This window comes from Persicobacter sp. CCB-QB2 (genome assembly GCF_001274635.1).
Lineage (GTDB): Bacteria > Bacteroidota > Bacteroidia > Cytophagales > Cyclobacteriaceae > Persicobacter > Persicobacter diffluens.
Genome location: NZ_LBGV01000001.1, coordinates 177,450 through 202,058 on the forward strand (window position 1 = coordinate 177,450; position 24,609 = coordinate 202,058).

Sequence of the window (24,609 nt, forward strand, 5' to 3'; positions counted from 1 at the left end):
CGCAATACTAAATTATCGTTTCGTGTGGAATTACACAATAAAAATGCAATTTATAAAAGGAATAGTGATGTTTGGTTTTTAGCGTTTTTAGATTTTTTTTGAAAAAATGTGACTTATTATCGAAAATAGAATAAAAAATTAAGGCCTGTAAAATTAATGAAGTTCCTTTTTTGAAGGAATCAGGACATTTTGGATTTGTTTACTGCAGTGATCTCCAAAAAAGTACAGATGTAAGATTGTAGAGAGATGCTAAAGCTTTGATTTTTTTAAAATTAAGGCAAAAAAAGGGGTTTCATTTTTCCTTGAGTATTTATACTTAAATATGATGAATTTCTTGTCCTGATAAAAATTATGTAATCTTCTGCCTGAAGTAGTGTTTTTTCATCAAAAAGTTTGTTATGTCGATTTTTTGCGCTTTTTGACATTTTTTAGGATTGGGCGCTTTCCCAGTGTTGGCTGATTTTCCCTACTTGCTCAAACAATCTTACATTCCTCATAGTCCTTTGAAAAAGGGAGTGTATGAAAGCATTATTGTGGGTAATTTTGATGACGGTCGGGCTGAGCTTCAGCGTGGAAGGGCAGGATGTTTTTCTTCGGGAAAAATTGCTTTTGATGCAGGAGCAGGCTTCAGTGGCCACCTTAATGGAGGAGCTATATGGGCAGGAGGAGGTCTTGGTGGATATTGATTTATCACCAGACTTAGAAGAGATCTATTATTTGAAAAACTGGGAATATCAAAGGAGGCTGGATCAACCAGTGCAGTTTTTCCCTCAAGAGGTGTTTTTCTATCCCCGGGATTGTTTTGTTTTTCCAGGCCTGGGACCGAATCCCTGTGTGATCGCTCAGCCTTTTCCACAAAATTTCCGTAAGTTTGGGGTCTATTGAACCAAAATGGAAATGAGGAATTTGGATATTTCAGTAATTGTGCCTCTTTATAATGAGGAAGAATCTCTGCCGGAATTAGTAGCCTGGGTGGATCGCGTGATGCAGGAAAACAACTTCCGCTATGAGTTAATCATGGTGGATGATGGAAGTTCTGATTCTTCCTGGGAGGTGGTCAAACAATTAGGCCTTGAAAACTCCAATATCCATGCGCTGAAATTTAATCGTAATTATGGAAAGTCTGCCGCTCTGAATACAGGCTTTACGGCTGCAAGTGGGCGAGTAGTCATTACCATGGATGCAGACCTGCAGGACAGTCCGGATGAAATTCCAGGTTTGTACAAAATGATTGAGGAAGAGGGCTATGATTTGGTGTCCGGTTGGAAGGCCAAGCGTTACGATCCCATATCCAAAACCATCCCTTCCAAATTCTTCAATTATGTGACACGCAAGCTGTCCGATATTGAGCTGAATGATTTTAACTGTGGCCTGAAAGCCTATCGATTAGAGGTGGTGAAATCTATTCAGGTATATGGAGAAATGCACCGCTATATTCCGGTATTGGCCAAATGGGCCGGTTTTTCCAAAATAGGCGAAAAAGTAGTGCAGCATCGCGCCCGTCAATATGGGGTGACCAAGTTCGGTTTGGAAAGATTCATTCACGGTTTCCTGGATTTGCTTTCGGTGACTTTTGTTTCCCGATTTAAGAAGAAGCCGATGCACTTTTTTGGCTTATTGGGGACATTAAGTTTTATGATGGGCTTCTTCACGACGGTATATATTATCCTGAATAAGGTTTATTGTTTGTATTATGATTTACCGGTGAGGGAGATTGTAGATCAGCCCTTGTTCTATATCGCCTTGGTGGCGGTGGTGATTGGTATGCAGCTGTTTTTGTCCGGTTTTATCAGTGAACTTTTGGTGATGAAAAACCATAATGAAAAGGATTATTTGATTGCGGAGTGTTTTTCAGAATCCAAGCCCAAGATTATGGAAGAAGTAAGTGTCAGAAGAGTTTAGTTATTCCCCATTTCCACATGTCATTATTTTTTTCGGTAGTGGTGCCGGTGTATAACCGCCCACAGGAAATTCAGGAATTTTTAGAAAGTGTAAAAAATCAGGATTACCGGGATTTTGAAGTTTTGGTAATTGAGGATGGTTCCTCCGTGGATTGTAAAGCCATCGTAGAGCGCTATGAACCACATTTCCAATTGCAGTATTTCTATAAGCCGAACAGTGGGCAGGGGCCTAGTCGGAATTTTGGCTTTGAACGCGCCAGGGGTGATTACTTTCTGGTGTTTGATTCTGATGTTATCCTGCCTCCGAATTATTTGGCACTGGTGAATGCCGCTTTAGCAAAAGAGGGCTTAGATGCTTTTGGGGGACCGGATGCCGCTCACCCTGATTTTGATGATCTTCAGAAAGCTACCACCTATGCGATGACTTCTCTATTTACCACTGGTGGCATTCGTGGCGGGAAAAAGGCGGATGCCAAATTCCAGCCCCGAAGTTTCAATATGGGCCTGAGTCGGGCTGTTTGGGAGAAAACCGGCGGATTCCAGCTGGAGCGATTGAGTGAGGATATTGATCTTTCAATCAGAATGCGGGCGGCCGGATTTAAAGTAGGTTTGATTCCCGAGGCCTGGGTGTACCATAAACGCCGCACCAGCCTGAAGCAATTTTTCAGACAGGTATTCGCCTTTGGGCATGGCCGCTGGATATTGTCCGCATTACATCCGGGGCAGTTGAAAGCCATTCATTTTATGCCCGCCTGTTTTGTGCTAGGCTTGTTGTTTTCCTTTTCTACTTATTTTTGGTGGCCCGAAGTGTTTCCCTTTTTTCTGGTTTGCATTCTGATGTGGTATTTGGCCATTTTCATTGATGCTGGTCGCCATTACCGGTCAGTAAAAGTGGGCGCCCTGAGCATGATCACTTCCACCGTGCAGTTGGGGGGGTATGGCCTGGGTTTTATCCGTGGGGGTTTTAGGAAAATACTGGGGAGGAAAATCTATTAAGCCGGATTATCAGGCTTAAATCCTCGTTTAGCTGCCAGGCGGGAAAAATGAAGGAATTTTTCCTGTTTCGAGTTTTTCCCAACGAAGCAGATGAATAAGGAGAAAGCAAGCATACCCAAATTTGAGCCATTGATAATTCGATAAAAACAACCGGAAGGTGCTGAAATGTAGGTATTTATGGTGGTTCACTAAATCTAGCGGTGAATAATTCGGGTTAATTTGCCTTCAATCCGGCAAAAAAAAAGCAGAGGTGATTCCTCTGCCTGTCTTATCTTATTTCTTACAAAAATACACAATCTCCTCTGCTGGCAATCCATATTGATGCACCACCTCAGCGGGTAATTGCTTTACAAAGTCATCCTCAATGACATCAAATCCGGCCTTTTCCAATCGCTTGCCATAATCTCTTCCGAACAGGCGCACATGATCTGACTGCCAAAAGGCTTCTTCCCGGGCTTTAGGGTCAGTGATCGTAGGATCCTCATATGTTTCCTCCCGGCTCATGTCCTGTGGCGATTGCATAATGGCAAAACCACCGGGCTTCAGCACGCGGCGAATTTCACTCATGGCCTTAATGTCATCCTCCACATGTTCCATCACGTGGTTACAGAAAACGGCATCAAAGGAGTTGGCCTCAAAGGGAATTTCATGTACATCCATTTTTACCTTGGCCAGCGGTGATTCTATGTCTCCGGTGATGTATTCCAGATTATCCATGGCCTCAAAGCGCTTGATGAAACACAGCTCCGGTGCTACGTGCAATACTTTTTTGGGAGCCGAAAAGAAGTCTGTTTTTTCCTGCAGATACATCCACATCAGGCGGTGGCGTTCCAAAGTAAGGCAATTGGGACATAGGGCATTGGAACGGGGAGGTTTGCGACCGTAAGGGAGAAATTCCCGATAGCTGTGATGGCAAACATTACATTCCACTTTATTTCCCAAATAGAACAATCCTAAAAACTTTGCACCGAAGTGGGCAAAAAGTTGTAAGTATTTTCGTGGGATATGCTTAATGACAAAGCTGATTAATCGCTTCATTTTCCTTCAAAAAATTTCATGTGTTAAGAGCGGCTACAAAGATAGACAAGATTTTGGTATCGCCAATCCCACCCCTTGAATACAGTTCTCTGCAGATTCCAATCCCCAATCCTGATTTTTTCGTTGAATATTGTAAATTAGAGGAATTTTGGTATTGTTTAAACATTTGTTACTTCTATGGCTGGTAGGGGACTCTTCCTTTTTCTCTTTTTATGCGGTTTGTCGGTGAACATTTCTATGGTTCAGGCGCAAAGGCTTAGTGACCGCACGAACGCCACTGCCTTTCGGTCATCGAAAGAATTACGAAAAAAGCACCAATCTTCTACTAAAGTGTACCCGGTGATTATTAAAAAGAATACCCAAAATACCTTGAATGGAAATCCCTGTTTTACAGAAGAAACACGAAAAATGGGCTTTGAATATTTGGTGATGCCCAAGGGTACTGCTCCCTATAAAAATGAATGGTCACGATTTTGGCGAAATTTTGGGGTGAAAACAAAGCTATGCTTTACCCGTGGGCCGTGGTGGAAAGCCACTCTGAATAAGAAATACAAAGATTGTCAATACCAAACCGGGGATTATACGCCCCACTTTTAAGCATAATACTATGAAAAACCTACTTTTTGCACTTCCCATTTTGGTTTTCTTAATGGCTTGCGGATCTGATGACAAAGTGGAAAATCCGAGCCTTAAAATCAATATGCTGCATACCGTGGATGGCGCCAAATTGAAAATGGATGCCATGTTGTATGCCAATGATTTGGGGGAGCAATTCAGCGTGACCAAAGTCAATTATTATTTGTCCGAATTGGAGTTGGTGAAAGCGAACGGGGAGTTGGTGAAAATAGACAGCATGTGGTATATATCACTTAATCCTCAAAACATGGAGGCCACGATTAATTTGCAAAGCCTTCCTCTAGGGGATTATCAGCAAATCAATTTTATTTTTGGATTGACGGATAAGTGGAATGATCAGTCTTTAGTGCCGGTGGATCAATTGCAGGCGATGATTTGGCCGGAAAATATGGGCGGTGGGCTGCATTTTATGAAGCTGGAAGGGCGCTTTTCCTTACCCGAAGCGGAAGCTTTGAATGGTTACAATACCCATATGGGGAATCTGAAAATGGGAGATATGGATTTGGATCACTTTTTCAAAGCGGAGGTGCCGGCAGCGGGTCTTTCTGTGGGGCAGGGGTTGACGGAGGTGAACCTGGAGATGGATTTGCTTAAATGGTATACACATGGAAGTACGCATTATTCGCTGACTGAATTTCAGGCGATTATGAATAAACCAGAAAAGCAGGCGATTCTAATGGAAAACGGGCAAAATATCTGGTCATTTAGTATAAAAGGAGAATAATCATGAGAAGGATTTTGATACTTTGTCTGTCTGTTGTGTCTTTAGTGGCCTGTGAGGCAGACGAACCTGTTGATCATTCCGCAGCAACGCCAATAAGCCTGAATGTTCCGGGAAAATTCCCTAAGGTGGTTATTCCGGCAGATAACCCCTTGACAGCGGAAGGTGTGGCACTGGGCAGAAGGGTTTATTATGACCGTAACCTAAATACCAAAGATAAAGGAAGGGCTTGTGGGGACTGTCATCAGCAAAAGACCGGTTTTGCCTCGGCGAATGAGCAGGGGCAGTTGGCCATTATGCCACATGCGAACCTGGCTTATGACCAGTATTTTCTTTGGAATGGCAGTAAGGAAGGCAGTCTGGAGGACGTGATGGTCTTTGAAATCCGTGATTTCTTTGAAGCGGATCTCGACTATGCCAATGGGAATGAGGAATACCGACATTTGGCCAAACTGGCCTTCGGGCATGAAGAAATTTCTTACAAGACTTTGGGTTATGCGTTGGCACAGTTTTCCAGAACGCAATTAAGTGGGAATTCCAAATTTGATAAATTTAACCGGGGAGAGGGCACGCTCACGGAGCAGGAAAAGAGAGGATACGACTTGTTTTTTACCGAAGATGCGGATTGCTTCCATTGCCATTCCACCGTTTTGTTCCGGGATGGTGATTTTCATAATATCGGCCTGGACGCTACTTTTCATGCTGGAAATGCCGGACGTTTTTTAGTGACAGGCGATTCCGTGGATATCGGAAAATTCAAAACCCCCTCATTGAGGAATGTTGCGGTGACGGCGCCTTATATGCATGATAATCGTTTCGCTACCCTGGAAGAAGTAGTGGATTTCTATTCGGATCAGGTGAATTTTACGGAGTTTACAGATCCCTTGATGAATCATGAAGGAGGAATTAATATGACTGCTGCGCAAAAGGAGGATTTGATCGCTTTTCTAAAAACCCTGACCGATGAGGAGTATTTGGAAAATGAAGACTTTTCCAATCCTTTTAATTCTCCAACCACAGATCGCTGATTTTTCATAGGCAATAACTATCTTTGCACGTCAATTAACCCTCATTGCTGTTCATTTCGAGCGGCTTGTATAAATTATTATTGTGCTGAATAGTTTCTTAAGACTTTCTATTTTCGGAAAGATCATGGTGGTATTGCTGTGTTTTTTCCTTGCTGGCTGCCTGTCAGTCGTTGGATTTGTGTGGTCCGTAAAGTGGGGAACCTTCGGGGACCTGCCTGTTGAGCAGGATTTACGGAAGATAGAAAATGCCCAGGCGTCTTTGGTTTACAGTGAAGATGGTCGGATTTTAGGGAAGTATTTTATACAGGAACGTTCCAATATTAAATATGAAGACCTTTCTCCGGATTTGGTTCATGCCCTGGTGGCCACGGAAGATGCTCGTTTTTTTGAGCATGATGGGGTAGACTATCGTGCCTGGGGGCGTGTATTGGTGAAAACCGTGATCTTGGGGCAACGATCGGCTGGTGGAGGTTCTACCCTTACGCAGCAATTGGCCAAGAATCTCTTTCCCCGAGATGGCTATGGAAAGCTGGATTTAGCTGCTTCCAAAATTAAGGAAGTGTTAATTGCCCGTCAGATTGAGTCCATTTATTCTAAAGAGGAAATCATTAATCTTTATCTGAATACGGTTCCCTTTGGAGACAATAGCTATGGCATTCGGACCGCCGCGCGAAAGTTTTTCAGCAAAGAACCCAAGGAGCTCAGCCTACAGGAATCAGCAGTTTTAATTGGCATGCTGAAGGCGAATTATTATTACAATCCACGGGTTTTTCCGGAAAGATCGAAAGAGCGTAGAGATGTGGTGATCTCGCAAATGGAGAAATACGGCTATTTAAATGCCCAGCAGGAAGATTCTCTACAGCAATTACCTTTGGAAATTAAGTATCGCTCTACCGGAGAGAATGAGGGGCTTGCCACTTATTTTCGGGAGCAATTGAAATTTGAGGTAAAGGATATTCTGGATTCTATTAATCTGCATCTGGAGGCGAAGGATCGTTATGATCTGAACCGGGATGGATTGAAGATTCATACGACCCTCAATTACCGAATGCAGGAATTGGCTGAAGAAGCCATGCGGGAACATATGACGGACCTGCAAAAAAGCTTTGATGCGCACTGGAAAGGGAAAAAGCCCTGGGCCAGACATCCGGAAGTTTTTGAGCGCGCCAAAAGAAATAGTAATCGTTATAAGGAGCTCAAAGCTCGTAATGCCTCTAAAGAAGAAATTGAAGAGGCCTTTAATACGCCGGTGTCGATGGAAATTCTGACGCATGAGTTTAAGCGTGAAAAGCTGGTGATGACGCCGAATGATTCCCTTTCTCACTTTCTTCATTTCCTGAATATGGGAATGATCGCCATGGAGCCCAGAAGTGGGGAGGTGAAAGTTTATATTGGTGGGATTGATCATCGATATCTGAAGATTAATCATGCCAAAGACTCCTATAAACGTCAGGTGGGGTCAACCATAAAGCCCTTGGTATATGCTACTGCCCTGGATCAGGGCGCTAAAGCCTGTAATTATTACCCTGCTGCCAAGCAGTATTATTTAGAAGACCCGAAAAAAGGTTGGTTGCTGGCAAAATTGCCCTCTACGGAGGATTTGGAAGAGGGAGAGGAAGTAGAAATGCCGGATTTGGAGGATGCCTGGGCGCCCGGAAATGCAGATGGGAAGTATGAAGGATTGTATTCTATGAAAGGAGCGCTCACCAATTCTGTGAATACAGTTTCGGTTCAGGTGGAAATGGAAGCCGGTTTGGTGACCGTCGGAGATTATCTGGAGGAATTTGGCTTGTCAGGAATTGAGCGAGATAATGAAGATCGTGTTCCGCCTTCCACGGTGTTGGGAACGCCGGAGGTATCTATTCAGGAAATGGTAAATGCATATGCGGTATTAGCAAATGGAGGCTACAAGGTTCGTCCAAGGTATTTGACAAAGATAGTGGATGGTTTGGGGAATGTAATTTATGAACAAGCCCCGGCAGAAAGAGGGGAACGTGTCATTAAGCAATCTACCGATCACCAGATTCTGGCCATGATGCAAAATGTGGTGAATAATGGAACCGGAGGAAGATTGCGTTATGTTTATGGTTTGAAGAATGATCTGGCTGGGAAAACCGGGACCACCCAATCCAATACCGATGGTTGGTTTATGGCTATGACGCCCCGATTAGTGGTCGGAACCTGGGTGGGGAATGATGAGCCGGCCATTCGCTGGAGAAGTACACGCCTGGGCCAGGGGGCGAATACCGCTCTTCCTGTTTTTGGTAAATTCATGCAAAAGCTAAACAAAGAGTCGGCATTCAGGCAGATTACCCATTCGCGTTTTCCATCTTTAACCCACTATGAATTGCAGGCCATGAACTGTGAGGACTGGATTGAGGAGCCGGAGACGAAATCCTTTAATGATGTGCTAAAAGATATTTTCAAATCTGATCCCATTAAAAAACAGGAGCGTATTCAGAAACGAGAGGAGAAGCGTGAGCCGAGGGAACCTAAGGAATTCCGCAAGCATAAACGCAAAAAGAAAAAGAAGAAGTTCTTCGATAAGATATTTGGATAATGGCAAGAAGGCGGTGGAATTTATTCTACCGCTTTTTTATTCATTTAGGGCAAAATAAGGGAAATCTGCCCACTTTCTAAATAAGGTGATTTTTTAATATTATTTGATTAGTGGCTCATTCCTGCCGTAAATTGAAGCCAAAAAAAAGCCCAACGATATTTCACCGCTGGACTTCGACTAAATTTTACCCCTAAAAGCTAAAATGACTAACGAAAACGTTAATCTAATTCTAACTCAATAGCAAGACTACTTTAATATCAACCATTATTTTCAATATTCCAATGTATCATCTCGCTTTTTTGGATTTTTTTTTGGCAGGCGCACCTGTTAGTGGGGACAGTGCCTGAAATAGAAAAAAGTCATTCCCATTAAGGTTAAAAACTATCCCACTTCTATCACCACTCCTTTGCTTTTTGGGTGACTGACACAGGTTAGAATATATCCGCCTTCCAACTCGTCTTCGGAGAGTCCGTCATCTTCTTCCATGGCCACTTTACCCTCAATGCATTTGCCTCGGCAGGCGGTGCATAATCCGCTTTGACAAGAGAAGGGCATGTCAATATCCTGATCTAATGCAGCCTCCAAAATGGTTTTCTCTGCCGGTACATTGACTTTAAAGGTTTCTCCTTCCAATAGAATCGTCACCTCTTGCTGCACAATTTCTGCGGATTCTGTTTCGCTTAATCCGCTGCTACCGGAAAATTTTTCATGATGAATCTGTGCTTCCGCAACACCCGCAGCCTGCAGGCTTTCAGCTACCAAATCCATCATGGCTTCCGGACCACAGCTATAAACCTGAGTTGCTCCTGTTTTTTGGGGGAGGTTTTGATAGATTTCCTGAATTCGTTCTTTGCTTAATCGGCCTCTTTCTCCCGTCCATTGGTCAGAAGCCCGCGTTAGGGTATGGATTACTTCGAAATTTTCATATTGAGCCTGAAGCTGTGAAAGCGTTTCCGAAAATATGATGCTTTCTTCATTGCGATTGGTATATACCAAAGTGACATGACTATCAGCCTCCTGGGCCAATACTGTTTTTAATATGGATAGCAAAGGCGTAATACCACTACCAGCACCAAATAATAAAATATTTCGACTTTGGCTCTCCGCTGGCGCTAGTACAAAAATTCCTTCCGGAGGAATGACTTTGATAAAGTCCCCTTCTTTTACCTGATCGTTAATATAGTTGGAGATCAATCCTCCTTCCACCCTTTTTATGGTAATGGCGAGGTCTTTATCAGTTACAGGAGAAGAGCATAATGAATATGATCGGGTTTCGGTTTGCCCATTGAGTTCAAAACTGAGGCTCAAAAATTGGCCAGCCTGATAGGTCCAGTTAGGATTTTCAAACACGAGACTCACCGTATCGGCAGTCTCTTGAATAATAGCTTTTACTTGTAAACCGCCTTGGGCAGTAGCTGGGGTTTCGGCCTTATTTTTTTTAAAAAAACTGAATGCCATATGGGTATTATTTTAGGTTATTGCTTGTTGATTATACGTTTCCTTGAGGAAACTAAAGTACGGAATAAATTTTTTTAACCGCCCTTTATGCTATAAGTTTAGCTATACTTCCTATTGTTTTTATCCATAGCCAAGGAGGTTTGGTTGCTAAAGTTTTCGCATTTGATAAGGTGATTTGAAATTCGTTTTGCGCACGTTCGCTACTTATTTTACAAGGGATTGGAAGACGGACCAATACCATGCGGGGTGTTTCAACGCAAGATTTATTCCATTACGCTAAAATTCTAAAAGCCCTTATATTTTGGGGCAATTTGCTGATTTATTAATGGCCCAATTATGAGCAAGCTTGTGCTCTCCTTCTTCATCTGCTTCTCTTTGAAAAATTTGAAATGGAACATTATTCCTTCATTTTCCCCTCATGAAGTAAAACAGGGATTTAAGCCTGGATAATCCGGTTGTTGGCATTAGCGTGTGCATTCAGATCCTTTTGTCAAAGAATATGGTTTTTGATAATAACAAGCCGGTGCTATTTTAATTGCAAATTCTTAAGATCACTTGGGTATTCTCAAAGAACGATGTTATTTTTGATTTTGAAATAATATCTCATTTACGTTTAATTTTGATATGGAATTGAATCGTCTTACTGCTGTTTCGCCAGTTGATGGTCGTTACGGGGCACAAACGGAGCCATTGGCGCCATATTTCTCAGAATATGGGTTAATTTGCTACCGTGTACGCGTAGAAATCGAATACTTTATTGCTTTATGTGAATATCCATTGCCTCAGCTGGAAGGTGTTGATGCGGGATTGTATGAGTCGCTTCGTGATATTTATCGCAACTTCACTGAAGAGGATGCGCAAAGCATTAAGAATATCGAGAAAACGACTAACCACGATGTTAAGGCGGTTGAATACTTTATCAAAGAGAAATTCGACGCTTTGGGCTTGTCCGATCACAAAGAGTTTATCCACTTTGGATTGACTTCTCAGGATGTGAATAACACCTCTGTGCCTTTGTCTTTAAAAGAGGCAATGGAAGAGCAGGTGTTGCCACTGTTCGAGGAAGTTTGCGCTTTAATGGAAAATAAGTCCAAGGAGTGGGGGAATGTTTCTATGTTGGCAAAAACCCATGGTCAGCCGGCTTCTCCAACGCGTTTGGGTAAAGAAATTGAAGTGTTTACCGAGCGTTTGGCCATTCAGAAAGGTCAGTTGCTGCAGGTTCCTTTCGCTGCTAAATTTGGTGGCGCTACGGGTAACTTCAATGCACACAATGTAGCCTACCCGGCTATCCACTGGAAATCTTTCGGTGATCAGTTCGTAGCAGAGTATTTGGGCTTGGTTCGTTCTCACCCTACCACTCAGATTGAGCATTACGATAACCTGGCAGCATATTTTGATGCACTGAAGCGTATCAATACCATTTTGATTGACTTCTCCCGTGATGTTTGGCAGTACGTTTCAATGAATTACTTCAAGCAGAAAATTAAGGAAGGGGAAGTAGGGTCTTCGGCGATGCCACATAAAGTAAACCCGATTGATTTCGAAAATGCTGAAGGTAATTTGGGTATCGCCAGTGCGATTTTTGAACACCTTTCCGCTAAATTGCCCATCTCCCGTTTGCAACGCGATTTGACGGATTCTACCGTATTGAGAAATATTGGGGTTCCTTTAGGCCATTTGGTAATTGCATTGAATTCCCTGAAAAAAGGACTCAATAAACTGGAATTGAATGAGGCTGCTATTCGTCAGGATTTGGAAGATAACTGGGCGGTAGTTGCTGAGGCGATTCAAACGATTTTACGTCGAGAGGCTTATCCGAATCCATATGAGGCGCTGAAAGCTTTGACGCGTACCAATGAGAAAATCACCGGGGAGTCTATTGCTGCCTTCATTGAAGGCCTGGATGTTTCGGAAGAAATTAAGGCAGAGTTGCGCGTAATTACGCCATGGAATTATACTGGAATCTAATTATTAGATTTTTTGCATTAAAAAGGCCTTGAGGTGATGCTCAAGGCCTTTTTCATATCAAATGCCTGCTTTCTCCTGATTTGTCTGCTTCCTCGGGAAAATTCGGAATAGGAAAAATTCTTTCATTTTTCCATCAGGCAACTAAACAAGGATTTAACCCGAATTATTCACCGCTTATTTTATTTATTAATCATAAGTATTTTATTTTTAGTCTATTACAATCAACTTCTTTGATTTATAATAGCCCAAATTTGGGCAAGCTTGCTTTCTCCTCATTCATCTGTTTCGTTAGAAAAACTCGAAATAGGAAACTATTCCTTCATTTTTTCCGCCTTACAGCTCAACGAGGATTTAAGCATGAATTATCCGGCTTAAGCATGCATAACCCAGTCTATTTTAAAAGGAAGGACAAATCATCCTGATGATTTACTTCCTCTGCTTTTTCTGCATTGAAGAATACTTTTCCGCTGTATTCACCAAGGTAGGTCGCCTTACCATCGCGAACTTCCACCATGGTGCCTTCCGGTAAGCCCAAAACTTCAATATCTGTATTTTTGGTCAGGAACTCCTGTAAACGTTGGGCGCGGCTTTCACCTCCGTGATTTGGAATGCGCTCCTCTGTATAATGCGGGTTAATTTGAAAGTGGATCAGGTTCAGGGCTTTGAATGAAATTGGCATTGTAATCGGCATATCATTCGTTGTTTTAATGGTCGGGCAAGCCATATTCGATCCGGCGCTCCATCCGATATAAGGTGTTCCGTTAATCACCTTTTTACGGATGATTTCAACAATGCGCTTATCGTATAATTTAGAAAGTAATTCAAAAGTATTTCCACCGCCAACAATAATGGCTTTGGCGCCCTCCACTGCATTAATGGGGTTGGAGAAGCTGTGAATGCCCGTAACCTCAATGCCAAATGGATTCAGCGCTGCCGCTACATTCGCCGTGTAGTCCTCATAACTAACCGTAACACCAGCATAAGGAATGAAAAGTACTTCCTTAACGTCCCCTAAAAACTGGGCGATATTTTCTTTACAATACCCTAGATATGCCTCTCCGGGCATGGTAGAGTTGCTGATCAGTAAAAGTTGTAGATTATTCATTTAGATTTTATTTCCATACGTTCACCGCAAATATGCAAAAGCCGGAGAATTATCAGCTATGATCTACATTAGTTTTCAAAAAGATCATCTGTGCTTAATCCCGTATTTTTATTGGAAATTTGGTGAAAGATATGGGGGAGGCCCTTTATGGTTGAAAAATGGACAAAAAAACGCCCGGATTACCAGTCCGGGCCGAAATAATAATATATCAACGTTAATTTTTAGATTGTGCTCATCTTAAAAGGGGGAAAATGACCTTTACACTCAAATGCCATTTTCCATTACCCCATCAATCACAAGGTTATTTTAGCAAATTCTATACCAAATCAGCCATTTGTTATTAATTTTTTAATGATAAAGGTGGAGGTATTTCCGCACACGACTTCATCCGAATTTTGTCTGCCTAAACCGGATTATTTCCGCTTTAATCTTTGTTGAACTACATGCGCTAAAAATGAAGAAATAATTCCTTTTATCGATTTTTTTCAAAGTAGCAGATGAGTGAGGAGGAAGCAAGCTTTGCCCAATTATGGGTATTTGAAATTCGGAAATAACAGGATTAATATGTTGGAAATAAAGTATTTAGTTGGGTTTGTTGAATCTGGCGGGGAATAATTTAGGCTTATTTTTAAGCGGAAATTTGGAGTGTGATAAGAGCTTGTTTAAAAGCACACTATCTGGCTGAAATTTCGAATTATTGCATGCGATTTTGGATAATTTCCCAACAAAAGTGATGCTGCCCTTAAAATAATCGGGTATTGTTTCTGCACTAATCAAATTTTCGCATTTAAATACACTCTAAATTTTTACCAGATGATAAGTCGATCAGCCTGCTTTTTGAAAAGTTGAAATTCATGCTTAGGAGCGGAAAATCGGGCTAATATTTTGCGGCAGATCCAATCTGAAATTAAGGGTAATGATCGTGAGTGGTACCTGAAAGAGGTTGAGAATTGTGCTAATTTCACGACCAACAAAAAAAGCCTGTAAACAGGCTTTTAGGGAGTTATTGGTGCGCACGAGAGGATTCGAACCTCCACGACCGTTAGGTCACCACCCCCTCAAGATGGCGTGTCTACCGATTTCACCACGTGCGCGCTTATTGAAAGCGAAGCAAATGTAAGGCGTTTTCTTTGAATTGTCTATGAATTTAGAGAGAAAAAAATAGTGCTAGGGGTAGGCGTTTGATAATGAGGGGCTTTGTGTGGAAAAATTAATTTTCACTCTAAATCTTACCTTTCGGGATAGCGTAAGATTGGGATAAATAGGTTTATTTATCTTGTAAGGTTCTGAGGATGAAAGTCCTAGCTATTTGGTGATCGTGCAATAAAAATGACGTATGTTATATAAAAACCTCTATTTGCCCATATATGCATATTCATCATTCTAAACTCAAGCGCCTTAACGTAGTATTTGCCTATTTTTTGTTGGTGTTGCTTACCAGCACTTTATTGGTATTATTTCTTTTTGACCGGAAGTTAGACCAGCAAGGCGCCATTACACATTTGGTGGATCAGCAAATAAAACGTATTCAGGCCATTTCAATCAGTCCGGATGTTTGGCGGTGGAAAGGGATTCATGATGGCCATTTGGAAATTAAAAGTAAATGTTCGGATTTGACTTATGGCGCTCAATGGGAAACTATGCTGTCTAAAGCCAACATGAGTTTTAATTATCTGCAAAAAGAGCGAGAGGCGCACCTCTCCTTTTTACAACATCCCATCGTTAAGAAGGACTTGATTCAATATGAACGGCAGCTGGAAGCGATGTACGAATTATTGATATTAAAATTCAGAAGGCAAAACTCGCAGTTGATTGACCTGGCTATGGGGCTGGTATTTGCCATTTCATTATTAGTGTTTTTGGGAATAATATTAATTACGCGACCTCTATTTCGTCATTTGAATACTAAAAACAAAGCGCTGGAGAATGCTTATAAGACTACCCGAGAAAAGGAGGTGGAGTTACGAGATGCCATGATGGAGCTTTCAAACACGCAGGAGCACCTTGTGATTCACGAGAACCGTTACCGCACGATTACTGAAAAAATGAGCAATGTAATTTTGCTACTAAATGAGGATGCCAAGATCATTTATGTCTCTCCTTCTTGCCTTGAACAATTAGGATATGAGGTGGCGGACTTATTGCAGGCCGGTTTTTCAACATTAATAACAAGGGATAATCATCAGGATATTGAGCAACATCTGGAAGGAATTTCCGAAGAGGAGATCATTGAAGTGCCAGTGCAATGGATACGATATGATGAGGTTGAGGTCTGGATGCAAATGAAAATTCAGCGGGTGCAAGGGATGGTGGATGCAAGTTTTTTGATAAGTGCTCAAAATATTGAATCGGAAATACGTGCAGAGAATCTGCTAAAAGGTACACAGGATATTGCTCGCCTGGGAGGCTTTGAGATCGATTTTATAAAACAATCGGTGGAGTGGACCAGCCAAATGAATCAAATTCATGAGTTAGGAGAAGGGTTTGAGATCTCATTTGACAAGCTACCTGCATTATATGGCTTAAACAACCAAAGTGCGCTGATGACATTTCTGGATTTGGATGAGAATACCGCTTGCTTTCAAAAGGAGTTTCAAATTCCTATAAAGGCAGGTGAGTTTAAATGGGTCAGGGCATTGGGACATGTGGAGTTTGAAAATCAGAGCATCACCAAATTGGTAGGGACGCTTCAGGATGTGGATGAGCAGGTGAAGGTGGCTAAAATGTTGGAAGATAAATCGCTGATGGTCGAGCAAATCATGAAAGCATCCCCTAATTTTTTAATGGTGGTGGAAGCTCGAAAACAGGAGGTTATTTATACCAAAGGCTCCGTGAATCGAGTTTTAAAATTAGAGGGAGAGGAAGCAGACTGGCGAAAGTACCTGCATGCGGAAGACCGGCGGAGCATGGAGGAAATGCTAGCCTCCTCCTCATTGGACTTGCAAACAACCGATAAGTTGGAAATGGATTTGCGATTAAAAAATGCGGAGCGCAAAAACCATTGGTTTCATTTGACAGTAAGCCCCTTCCGCCGAAATGAGAAAGAGGAAGTGACGGAGTTGTTATTCACCCTTTTTGATATTCAGTTGAAGAAAGAACGGGATGAAAAACTTAGAAGAAATGTCGTTTCGCTAAAAACTTTCGTAGGCGAAGCGCCGGCTGCTATTGCTATGCTAGATCAGGATTTGAAGTTTTTGGCGGTAAGTGAGCGCTTTCGGGAAGATTATCGCACCAAAGACCGGCAATTGGTAGGTCAATCCTACCATACCGTTTTTCCTGATTCTCCCGCTTATATGGAATTTTTATTGAAGCGCGGTTTGAAAGGTATTATTGAGGAAGAGGAGGAAATGCAGGTTTTTCGTTGTGACGGTAAAGAGGAATGGGCCAGATGGGAAATGCGCCCATGGTTTACCGATGATTATGAAATTGGGGGCATCATACTGTTTTCTCATTTTATTACAGAAGACCGAAAACTTCGGGGTGAATTAATTGAAGCCAAGGAAAGAGCAGAGGAGGCTTCCAGAACCAAAGCCCAGTTTCTTTCTACCATGTCTCATGAAATCAGGACTCCCATGAACGCCGTGGTAGGCCTTTCTCATCTATTAATTGAGGAGAATCCAAGACCCGAGCAATTGGAGTACCTGAGCAAATTGAAATTTTCTGCGGAAAGTCTACTTGGCTTGATTAATGATATCCTGGATTTCTCCAAAATTGAATCCGGAAAGCTGGAAATCGAAAGCATCACTTTTAATCTTTGGAAAGATGTAAAAGGCGTTTATGATATGCTTTTCTTCAAGGCACAGGAAAAGAAAATTTTATTAAAATATTTCATTGAAGAGGATGTGCCCAAAATGGTCATTGGTGACCCGGTTCGGATTCGCCAGATTTTGGTTAATCTGGTGAATAATGCCATTAAGTTTACGCCAGTCGGCATGGTAGAAATCAAAGTTTCAGCCACCTCGGTGGGCGATAATGCCTGCCAGATAAAGTTTCAGGTCATTGATACCGGTATTGGTATTCCGGAGGATAAGGTGGATGCTATTTTCCAAAGCTTTTCACAGGTAAGCGCAGAGACTACCCGGAAATTTGGAGGTACCGGCTTAGGCTTAACCATTACTAAAAAGTTGTGCGAGATGCAGGGCGGAAGTGTTTCGGTCTCCAGTGAACTGGAGGTAGGTTCAAAGTTTACGGTTCAATTACCTTATCGTCTCCCGGACTCTGTAGAGGAACGGGCAGAGGAAAAACAAGAAACAACGACCATGGGGGAAGATTTGGAGGGCGTACGTGTGCTTTTAGTAGAGGACAATACGATGAATCAATTTGTAGCGAAAAAGTTCTTATCGAAGTTTGGGGTGATCGTACAATTGGCGCAGAATGGAGTGGAAGCCGTAGAAATGGTCCAAAAAAATAAATTTGACATGGTATTGATGGATCTGGAAATGCCAATAATGGACGGTTTTGAAGCCACCAAAAAGATTAAATCCTTTAAGGAGGATTACTATCAAAAGCTACCCATTCTTGCGCTTACGGCTTCGGCCCTGTCGGAAGTTCAGAAAAGAGTATACGACTGGGGAATGGTAGATTTTATTACCAAGCCTTTTGACCCCAAAATATTCTACAATAAATTGCTAAAGCATTATCGTCCCAAAAAGAAGGATGGTTTGCCTGTCCTCAATGCTAAGAAATCTCCCTGACTTGTCCGTGTTTTTGCATAAATCTTTCTTTAAGAAGCGCATTTATTCGGCCAAACATCTCTATCTTTGCGGCTATCGCTATGAAAGAATACGAGATTTTAGAACTCCCCAATGGCATTCGGGTGGTTCATAAAGAAGTGAGTCACACCAAGGTGGTGCACTGCGGATTTATTTTGGATGTTGGAAGCAGGGATGAGAGTGCCGAGGAATTGGGAATTGCTCACTTTTGGGAGCATATGGCTTTTAAAGGCACGGCGAATCGTCGGGCCTTTCATATTTTAAACAGACTGGAAGCAGTAGGAGGAGAGCTGAATGCTTATACCACCAAGGAAAAGGTATGCTTTTATGCCTCGGTACTGGATGAGCATTTTCATAAGGCTTTTGATCTGCTGACGGATATCACTTTTCATTCTACTTTCCCGGAAAAGGAAATTTTGAAAGAACGGAATGTGATTCTGGAAGAAATGGCCATGTATCATGATACCACGGAAGATGCTATTCAGGATCATTTTGATGAGTTGGTCTTTCCCAATCATCCGCTGGGTTACAATATATTGGGGACTTCAGATTCCATCGCTCAATTTAAGCAGGAAGATTTCCTTAAGTTTGTTCAAAAAAATCTGACCTCCGGACATTTGGTATTTTCCAGTATCGGGAACATTCCGGCCAAGGTAGTTTTTGAGAAAGCCAAAAAATTCCTGGGAGACATCAAGCTTACAGGCACTCCTCAGCAACGAATAAAGCCGGATTATTATGAGCCGGTAAGGAAAATTGTGGAACGCAGAGATATTACCCAATCTCATTCGATAATCGGTTTGCCGGCGCCCCATTTTGAGCATCCCAAGCGATTACCCTTTTTCATGTTGGTGAATTTGCTTGGAGGACCAAGCCTGAATTCCCGACTGAATTTGTCTCTGAGAGAAAAATTTGGACTGGTATACTCTATAGAGGCTAATTTTACGCCTTATACGGATGCAGGACAGGTGAGCTTTTTCTTTGCAACGGATCCGGCCAGCCAGAGGAGAAGTGAAGCTTTGGTGATGAAGGAGATTCGACAGGTGAAGAAGAAAAAACTTGGGCCCATGCAATTGAGACAGGTAAAGGAACAATTAGTAGGGCAGCTGGCCATGGCGGAGGAAAATAATATGGGATTGATGCTGAGTATGGCAAAGGGCTTGCTTGATCAAAACAAAATTGAGTCATTGGATAATATCATCCGGGGTATTCGGGCCGTAACGGCTGAGCAATTGATGGATGCAGCCAATGAATTTTTAGTAGAAGAGCAATTTAGTTATTTGACTTACCAACCGGAGTTGGAAGCATAGAAAGAGTTAATATGGAATTTATAGATCCTGAATTACAGGCTTATTGTGATGCGCATACCGATAAAGAGCCTGAGGTTTTAACGGCTTTGGATCGTGATACGAATGTAAATGTATTAATGCCCCGCATGCTATCCGGACATTTTCAGGGAAGGTTTTTAAGCATTTTCACCCATATATTAAAGCCGAAGCGGATATTGGAAATTGGAACCTTTACGGGGTATTCCGGGATTGCCATGGCGGAAGGCTTGCCCGAAGACGGAGAGTTGGTGACAGTAGACATCAATGAAGAACTGACCGATATGGTGGAGGAATATGCGGAGCAGGCGGGAGTTTTGGATAAAATCAAAATCCTGAGTGGTCCGGCATTGGAGATTATTCCTGCCCTGGAGGGTACATTTGATTTGGTTTTTATCGATGCCGACAAGGGTAATTATGCCAACTATTATGAGTTGATCGTGGAGAAGCTTAATCCGGGAGGTGTGATTTTGGCCGATAATGTGCTTTGGAGTGGAAAGGTGCTGGAAAAAAACCGAAAGAAGCTTGATAAAGACACTGCTGCCGTACTAGACTTTAACCGAAAAGTACAGGAAGATCCCAGGGTGGAGAATATTTTACTTCCCTTAAGGGATGGCCTGATGATGGCACGAAAAAAATAAAGAAGAGCTACCTTGGGTAGCTTTTTTTTGTATCAAATGCTACCTAAATCCTCTTTTTGCTGCAGGGGCAGGAAAAATGAAAGAATCGTTCCCGGTTGCGAGTTTTTCCCAAAGAGGCAGATGAATGAGGTCAAAGCAAACATCCCCAATTTGGGCTATTAATCATCAAAGAAGATTGCCTGCAATTGGTTGATGTTTAGTGAGATTAGTGGTTTTGGCGGTGAATAATCCGGCTTAATACTTGAATGATCATTAAACGTGAAGGCGGGAAAATAAGGGAAATTGACCTGTTCCGAGTTTTTCTTGCGAAGTAAAGAAATAAGGAAAATTAGATCACCCTCATAGGGGCGATGATCAAAACAGGAAAGTCATGTGCAATCTACCGAAGGTTACTTGTCTGTGAGTGGTTGTAATGTACTTCCTTGCGCATAATTTGGGGTAAGCCGGATTCTATTAGGATCGTTCAGTTTTTGTAAAAAATGGGTTAATTGGCAGTTGATCAGGGGGCAAGGTGAGTCGGGAGAAAGCTTTGTTTAGAGGTGGATAAAGCGCAAACTGCTATGGGAATTTTGACGGGCTTTAGTCCTAATCCTTGATTCATCCTTGATTCTAGGGCATTGTCATGTGGATGATGTGAAGTGATCCATGCCCTCTACTCATCATTGGAATTTGCCGCTGATGATAGGGTTTGGAATACGCACTTTATTTTTGTGGCAAATATTATTCAGACGAAATTCAATCCCGGAAAACGATTTTTTTGGTATTATTGTGAGCTTGCTTAGCAAGAATGATCTAATAGAATTTTTTAACCCAATATTCATGATTAAAAAATTTGTGGGAGGCCTTTCCCTTATCCTTTCCCTTTTTATTGGAATGCAGTCCGTAATGGCGCAGAAGATAAAGGTTTCTGAAACCATGTACTTTGCTGGTGTAAAGCTTCAATTATCCAAATCCCTGCAGGCAGAACTGAAGAAAGAGGCCGAACAGTTACATAGAGGCGGCGTTTATTTCGATCAGAAATTACAAAGAATTTATGCCTATATGCCCGTTATTGAAGAGGTCATGAAAGAGGAGGGTTTGCCGGAAGACTTTAAATATTTGCCCATACAGGAAAGCTCTTTAATTGGAGATGCGGTATCTTCTTCAAACGCGGTAGGTTTTTGGCAGTTTAAAAAGCCAACAGCACTGGAAGTCGGCATGCGTGTGGATGGCAGTGTAGATGAGCGGATGAGTATTACGGGGGCAACCAAGGGAGCCGCGAACTATTTGAAGAAGCACAATCGCTATTTGGATAATTGGGTGCATACCTTGTTATCGTATTATGCTGGTTTGGGAGGTGTTAAGCGGCATATCAACAATAAATACAAAGGCGCCAAAAGTATGAAGGTGGATACCAAATTGCACTGGTATGTGAAAAAGACTTTAGCGCATAAAATTGCTTTTGAATCTTATTTGGAAAATATACCACCGCAAAAGTATTATCTGAAAACCTATAACCGGGGATCCGGCAAGACTATGCGTCAGGTAGCATATGAGCTGAAAATTGATGAAGACATCCTGAAAGATTATAACCTGTGGTTGAAAAAAGGAAGAGTGCCCACCGGGAAGACTTATACTTTTGTGTATCCTATAGAGGGACCAAGCAGAGCGCTGGACCGATTAAGTCCGGCCTACGCCCATAATGATGGGAATGTACCAGCGGAGATTAAAGATTATCCGGCTTGGAGACGAGTGGGAGATCGGGTGAAAAAGATCAATGGCATCCGGGGGATTGTAGCGCAAAGAGGCGAAGATATCTCTGATTTGGCCAACATTGGAAAGGTTTCTGAAATCAAGTTTATCAAATACAATGATATCCCAGCGCACAGACTGGTGCATGAAGGGGAAATTTTCTATTTCAAAAGAAAGAAAAGAAAAGCACCTAAAGGAGTGGACTTTCATATTGCGCAGTATGGGGAAACCATGTGGGATGTGGCGCAGCATTATGGTATTAAACTGAAATCGTTGTTAAAAAAGAACCGCATGCATGAATTCGATCCATTAAAGCCGGGTCGTAAATTGTTCCTGCGCGATACGCGAGCGTCCAGACAAGCTATCGAGTATGTAGAAGTAGAGGAACCCCAAAAACAATCGCCTCAGGCCAAGCAGGAATGGAAGCCCCTGCCAGCGGCTGAAGAAAAAAGTGCCGGCAGGGAAGCCGAAAAGGAATACAATCCTCCCAAAACGGAAGAGGTAGTGGTGGAGCAAGTGCCGGAGGAAAAGCCCCAGTCATCCCCAAAAAAGGTAAGCCGCTCGGAACCTGAACCATCAGCTAGCACCTCGGCCTATCATATTGTAGTCAAGGGAGAAACCTATTATGGAATTTCAAGAAAATACCAGCTTTCAGTGGAGGACCTGTTAGCATTAAATGGTTTAGCGGAAAACGCACCCTTATCCATTGGCCAACAGTTAAAGGTCAAAAATGGAGGTGTTACTGCAAAACCAAAATTAATAAGCAGTGATAAAATACATAAAGTACAAAAAGGGGAGACGATGTATAAGATTTCCAAGCAGTATGGGGTGTCTGTAGAAGACATCCTGAAATGGAATAATAAAAAAGACGCGTCTTTAAGTATAGGAGAAGAGTTGAAAATCCTTAATTCTCTGGCTCAGTAGTGTATTGAATATAGTTAAATTTGTGCAAATCCAATGCAAATCCTTATATTGGGAGCTTCTTGGGATATTGACCGCCCAAAAGGTTGGAGCAAAAATAAGGACCTCATTTAATAAATGGTAATGATATGCCTTCGGAAAAAATAGAATTGGTGATGTTGGTGGATGATAATGACACCGATAATTTTATAAGTAAGAGAATAATTGAAATAGCAGGCTTTGCCGAGAATATTGTAGTTCAGAATTCGGGGAAAGGGGCTTTAGATTACCTGAAAAATAATGCAGATAATCCGGAGGCTTTGCCTAATTTGATTTTTTTGGATATTAATATGCCCATTGTGGATGGCTTTGTTTTCCTCTTTGAGTTTGAAAAATTCCCCTCTTCAGTGAAAGACAAATGCCGGGTGGTGATTCTTTCCAGCTCGGATAACGAAAGAGATATTGATCAAATTATGAGCAATGATCATGTTTTGACTTTTATTACGAAGCCTTTGACAGATGTCTCATTAAATAAGGTGAAAGAATTTGTTTGATTTTCCTTAAAAGCTTGGCATAGGCCAAGCTTTTTTGGTTTTTTTGCAAATCAATCAAATTTTTACATTTCAGCCGCATGAAAAGACTGCTTTGGCTCTTCATCTTTTTTTTTCCAATGGCAGTGTTCGCTCAGCAAGAGGACGAACAGGATCAGGAAGACATTGAACAAATAGAAATCCTCAATTTTGGAAAGAAGTATAAAGCCAGGATGGATTCCCTGGAACGGGTGACTGAGGAATTACGCTACGACTCTCTTTATTATCTTTTGGAACCCGAGTATGTTGTCATCGCCCCCACGGCGCTGATGGATACCTTGAAGTTGTCCAACATCGATACGCTCAAGTTTTTCTTTCCTCCAAAAGTTTTACTGGTAGATGTGAATCATTACAATGATTCCATTTCGGTATATCAGGCTTCCACTGATACGATGGAGCTCAGAATGAATCCCAAATTTATGCTAGTGCCGGAAGGCTATGAAGTGGAACCGGATGAGAAACCTAAGTACTGGACGCACGGCGGGTATTTAAGAGTGCATATGGCGCAGGTATCTTTAACCAACTGGAACCCCGGGGGGAAAGCTCTCTGAATGCAACTACTGAGTTTAAAGTCTGGGCCAGTAAAAAGAAAGGGCATGTCGAGCTGGAAAACAGAATGGAATTACAATATGGGGTGATTCGGTCTGGTCAGAAGTTAGAGAAAAACAATGATCAGATCTGGTTAGTCTCCCGGCAGTCCCGGCAGATTACCAACTCCTGGCAGCTTTCCGCGCTGGAGGATTTTCGTACCCAGTTTCAGCCGGGTTTTACCATCAATGATGATAACAGTAAGAATTACATTTCCAATTTTATGGCGCCGGCCAATTTGGAACTTTCGCTCGGTTTCTCCTATAACCGCATCAAGAATTTGAACGTTTTGGTATCCCCGATTAAAGGTAAAGTAACCTTTCTGCTGGATGATCAACTTTCACAAGATGGAGCACATGGTGTGGAAGCCGGGAAAAAGTTTAGATCCCAGCTCGGTTCGGGTATTTTCCTCGATTTAAAGGAAACCGAAATATTACCCAATATCTTTTATACTTCCTCCGTCAACCTTTTTGCAGGTTTTCAGGCTTTTTCGCAAGTAGCAGTGGATTGGCGAAATGACATTCGTTTTCGAGTGAATCGTTATATGTCAACTAACTTTAGTTCCAGACTTGTATATGATCACGATGTGGCGGTAAGCCGGGACGATGGAACCTCCGGGCCTGCAATGCAGATGCGTAATGAGATCAGTTTGGTATTCATATTGGATTACTCCAAATAATAAAAAGGGAAAGCAGTATTGGTTGCTTTCCCTTT

General features: G+C 42.1%; 18 protein-coding genes and 1 tRNA gene. 15 read left to right on the forward strand and 4 right to left on the reverse strand.

Going from position 1 to position 24,609, the window contains the following annotated elements; translation table 11 throughout:
- Nucleotides 1-519: 519 nt before the first annotated feature.
- From NG22_RS00925 to NG22_RS00935, 3 genes are read left to right on the forward strand one after another with little or no spacing between them, the layout of a single operon-like run.
- A complete protein-coding gene (locus tag NG22_RS00925) occupies nt 520-885 on the forward strand; it encodes a hypothetical protein (RefSeq protein WP_053403988.1) in 366 nt (121 codons plus the stop codon).
- 12 nt (nt 886-897) lie between these two features.
- Entirely contained in the window at nt 898-1,902 is a 1,005-nt protein-coding gene (locus tag NG22_RS00930) for a glycosyltransferase family 2 protein (RefSeq protein WP_053406850.1), read from the forward strand.
- A gap of 17 nt (nt 1,903-1,919) precedes the next feature.
- The gene (locus tag NG22_RS00935; protein ID WP_053403989.1) at nt 1,920-2,897 is read left to right on the forward strand and encodes a glycosyltransferase; all 978 of its coding nucleotides are present in this window, start codon (nt 1,920-1,922) and stop codon (nt 2,895-2,897) included.
- A gap of 273 nt (nt 2,898-3,170) precedes the next feature.
- Here the strand turns inward: NG22_RS00935 and NG22_RS00940 are convergent, their stop codons facing one another.
- A complete protein-coding gene (locus tag NG22_RS00940; protein ID WP_053403990.1) occupies nt 3,171-3,935 on the reverse strand; it encodes a class I SAM-dependent methyltransferase in 765 nt (254 codons plus the stop codon).
- A 177-nt stretch (nt 3,936-4,112) separates the two neighbouring features.
- Here NG22_RS00940 and NG22_RS00945 point away from each other — a divergent pair, with 177 nt between their 5' ends.
- The 4 genes from NG22_RS00945 to NG22_RS00960 all read left to right on the forward strand — a co-directional run bounded on the left by NG22_RS00945 (nt 4,113) and on the right by NG22_RS00960 (nt 8,880).
- Nucleotides 4,113-4,532 (forward strand): hypothetical protein, encoded by a 420-nt coding sequence (locus tag NG22_RS00945; RefSeq protein WP_157600799.1) that lies wholly within the window; start codon nt 4,113-4,115, stop codon nt 4,530-4,532.
- A gap of 10 nt (nt 4,533-4,542) precedes the next feature.
- Nucleotides 4,543-5,295: an MbnP family protein gene (locus NG22_RS00950; protein ID WP_053403992.1), complete on the forward strand. Its 753-nt coding sequence runs from the start codon at nt 4,543-4,545 to the stop codon at nt 5,293-5,295.
- 2 nt (nt 5,296-5,297) lie between these two features.
- Nucleotides 5,298-6,320 (forward strand): cytochrome-c peroxidase, encoded by a 1,023-nt coding sequence (locus tag NG22_RS00955; RefSeq protein WP_053403993.1) that lies wholly within the window; start codon nt 5,298-5,300, stop codon nt 6,318-6,320.
- Between the two features lie 82 nt (nt 6,321-6,402).
- Complete coding sequence (locus NG22_RS00960) at nt 6,403-8,880, forward strand: transglycosylase domain-containing protein (RefSeq protein ID WP_253275637.1); 2,478 nt, start codon at nt 6,403-6,405, stop codon at nt 8,878-8,880.
- A 381-nt stretch (nt 8,881-9,261) separates the two neighbouring features.
- Here the strand turns inward: NG22_RS00960 and NG22_RS00965 are convergent, their stop codons facing one another.
- Complete coding sequence (locus NG22_RS00965) at nt 9,262-10,338, reverse strand: ferredoxin--NADP reductase (protein WP_053403995.1); 1,077 nt, start codon at nt 10,336-10,338, stop codon at nt 9,262-9,264.
- Nucleotides 10,339-10,962: 624 nt separating this feature from the next.
- Between NG22_RS00965 and purB the strand changes: the two genes are divergently transcribed.
- Nucleotides 10,963-12,306 (forward strand): adenylosuccinate lyase, encoded by a 1,344-nt coding sequence (gene purB / locus NG22_RS00970; protein ID WP_053403996.1) that lies wholly within the window; start codon nt 10,963-10,965, stop codon nt 12,304-12,306.
- 391 nt (nt 12,307-12,697) lie between these two features.
- Here the strand turns inward: purB and pepE are convergent, their stop codons facing one another.
- Complete coding sequence (gene pepE / locus NG22_RS00975) at nt 12,698-13,411, reverse strand: dipeptidase PepE (protein WP_053403997.1); 714 nt, start codon at nt 13,409-13,411, stop codon at nt 12,698-12,700.
- 1,007 nt (nt 13,412-14,418) lie between these two features.
- Nucleotides 14,419-14,505 (reverse strand) — tRNA-Leu (locus NG22_RS00980).
- Between the two features lie 273 nt (nt 14,506-14,778).
- Between NG22_RS00980 and NG22_RS00985 the strand changes: the two genes are divergently transcribed.
- The 7 genes from NG22_RS00985 (at nt 14,779) to NG22_RS01015 (ending at nt 24,574) form a co-directional block, all read left to right on the forward strand.
- Nucleotides 14,779-18,105, forward strand: a complete 3,327-nt coding sequence (locus tag NG22_RS00985; RefSeq protein ID WP_053403998.1) for an ATP-binding protein — start codon at nt 14,779-14,781, stop codon at nt 18,103-18,105.
- Between the two features lie 80 nt (nt 18,106-18,185).
- Nucleotides 18,186-19,430, forward strand: coding sequence for a pitrilysin family protein (locus NG22_RS00990; RefSeq protein WP_053403999.1), 1,245 nt, complete (start codon nt 18,186-18,188; stop codon nt 19,428-19,430).
- Between the two features lie 11 nt (nt 19,431-19,441).
- A complete protein-coding gene (locus NG22_RS00995; RefSeq protein WP_053404000.1) occupies nt 19,442-20,086 on the forward strand; it encodes an O-methyltransferase in 645 nt (214 codons plus the stop codon).
- Nucleotides 20,087-20,905: 819 nt separating this feature from the next.
- Entirely contained in the window at nt 20,906-22,741 is a 1,836-nt protein-coding gene (locus NG22_RS01000; RefSeq protein ID WP_053404001.1) for a lytic transglycosylase domain-containing protein, read from the forward strand.
- 125 nt (nt 22,742-22,866) lie between these two features.
- Nucleotides 22,867-23,271: a response regulator gene (locus tag NG22_RS01005; RefSeq protein WP_053404002.1), complete on the forward strand. Its 405-nt coding sequence runs from the start codon at nt 22,867-22,869 to the stop codon at nt 23,269-23,271.
- 77 nt (nt 23,272-23,348) lie between these two features.
- A complete protein-coding gene (locus NG22_RS01010; protein ID WP_053404003.1) occupies nt 23,349-23,858 on the forward strand; it encodes a hypothetical protein in 510 nt (169 codons plus the stop codon).
- Nucleotides 23,855-24,574 carry a DUF3078 domain-containing protein gene (locus NG22_RS01015; RefSeq protein WP_253275711.1) on the forward strand — a complete coding sequence of 240 codons (720 nt, stop codon included), beginning with the start codon at nt 23,855-23,857 and terminating at the stop codon, nt 24,572-24,574. Before NG22_RS01010 ends, NG22_RS01015 begins: the two co-directional genes overlap by 4 nt.
- The last annotated feature ends 35 nt before the right edge of the window (nt 24,575-24,609 follow it).

Coding starts and splice junctions, on each gene's coding strand:
- NG22_RS01010 (WP_053404003.1), top strand. CDS start 23,349: ATGAAAAGACTGCTTTGGCTCTTCATCTTTTTTTTTCCAATGGCAGTG.
- NG22_RS00930 (WP_053406850.1), top strand. CDS start 898: ATGAGGAATTTGGATATTTCAGTAATTGTGCCTCTTTATAATGAGGAA.
- NG22_RS00945 (WP_157600799.1), top strand. CDS start 4,113: ATGGCTGGTAGGGGACTCTTCCTTTTTCTCTTTTTATGCGGTTTGTCG.
- NG22_RS00950 (WP_053403992.1), top strand. CDS start 4,543: ATGAAAAACCTACTTTTTGCACTTCCCATTTTGGTTTTCTTAATGGCT.
- NG22_RS00995 (WP_053404000.1), top strand. CDS start 19,442: ATGGAATTTATAGATCCTGAATTACAGGCTTATTGTGATGCGCATACC.
- NG22_RS00965 (WP_053403995.1), bottom strand. CDS start 10,338: ATGGCATTCAGTTTTTTTAAAAAAAATAAGGCCGAAACCCCAGCTACT.
- NG22_RS00925 (WP_053403988.1), top strand. CDS start 520: ATGAAAGCATTATTGTGGGTAATTTTGATGACGGTCGGGCTGAGCTTC.
- NG22_RS00985 (WP_053403998.1), top strand. CDS start 14,779: ATGCATATTCATCATTCTAAACTCAAGCGCCTTAACGTAGTATTTGCC.
- NG22_RS01005 (WP_053404002.1), top strand. CDS start 22,867: ATGCCTTCGGAAAAAATAGAATTGGTGATGTTGGTGGATGATAATGAC.
- NG22_RS01000 (WP_053404001.1), top strand. CDS start 20,906: ATGATTAAAAAATTTGTGGGAGGCCTTTCCCTTATCCTTTCCCTTTTT.
- NG22_RS00955 (WP_053403993.1), top strand. CDS start 5,298: ATGAGAAGGATTTTGATACTTTGTCTGTCTGTTGTGTCTTTAGTGGCC.
- purB (WP_053403996.1), top strand. CDS start 10,963: ATGGAATTGAATCGTCTTACTGCTGTTTCGCCAGTTGATGGTCGTTAC.
- pepE (WP_053403997.1), bottom strand. CDS start 13,411: ATGAATAATCTACAACTTTTACTGATCAGCAACTCTACCATGCCCGGA.
- NG22_RS00990 (WP_053403999.1), top strand. CDS start 18,186: ATGAAAGAATACGAGATTTTAGAACTCCCCAATGGCATTCGGGTGGTT.
- NG22_RS00935 (WP_053403989.1), top strand. CDS start 1,920: ATGTCATTATTTTTTTCGGTAGTGGTGCCGGTGTATAACCGCCCACAG.
- NG22_RS00940 (WP_053403990.1), bottom strand. CDS start 3,935: ATGAAGCGATTAATCAGCTTTGTCATTAAGCATATCCCACGAAAATAC.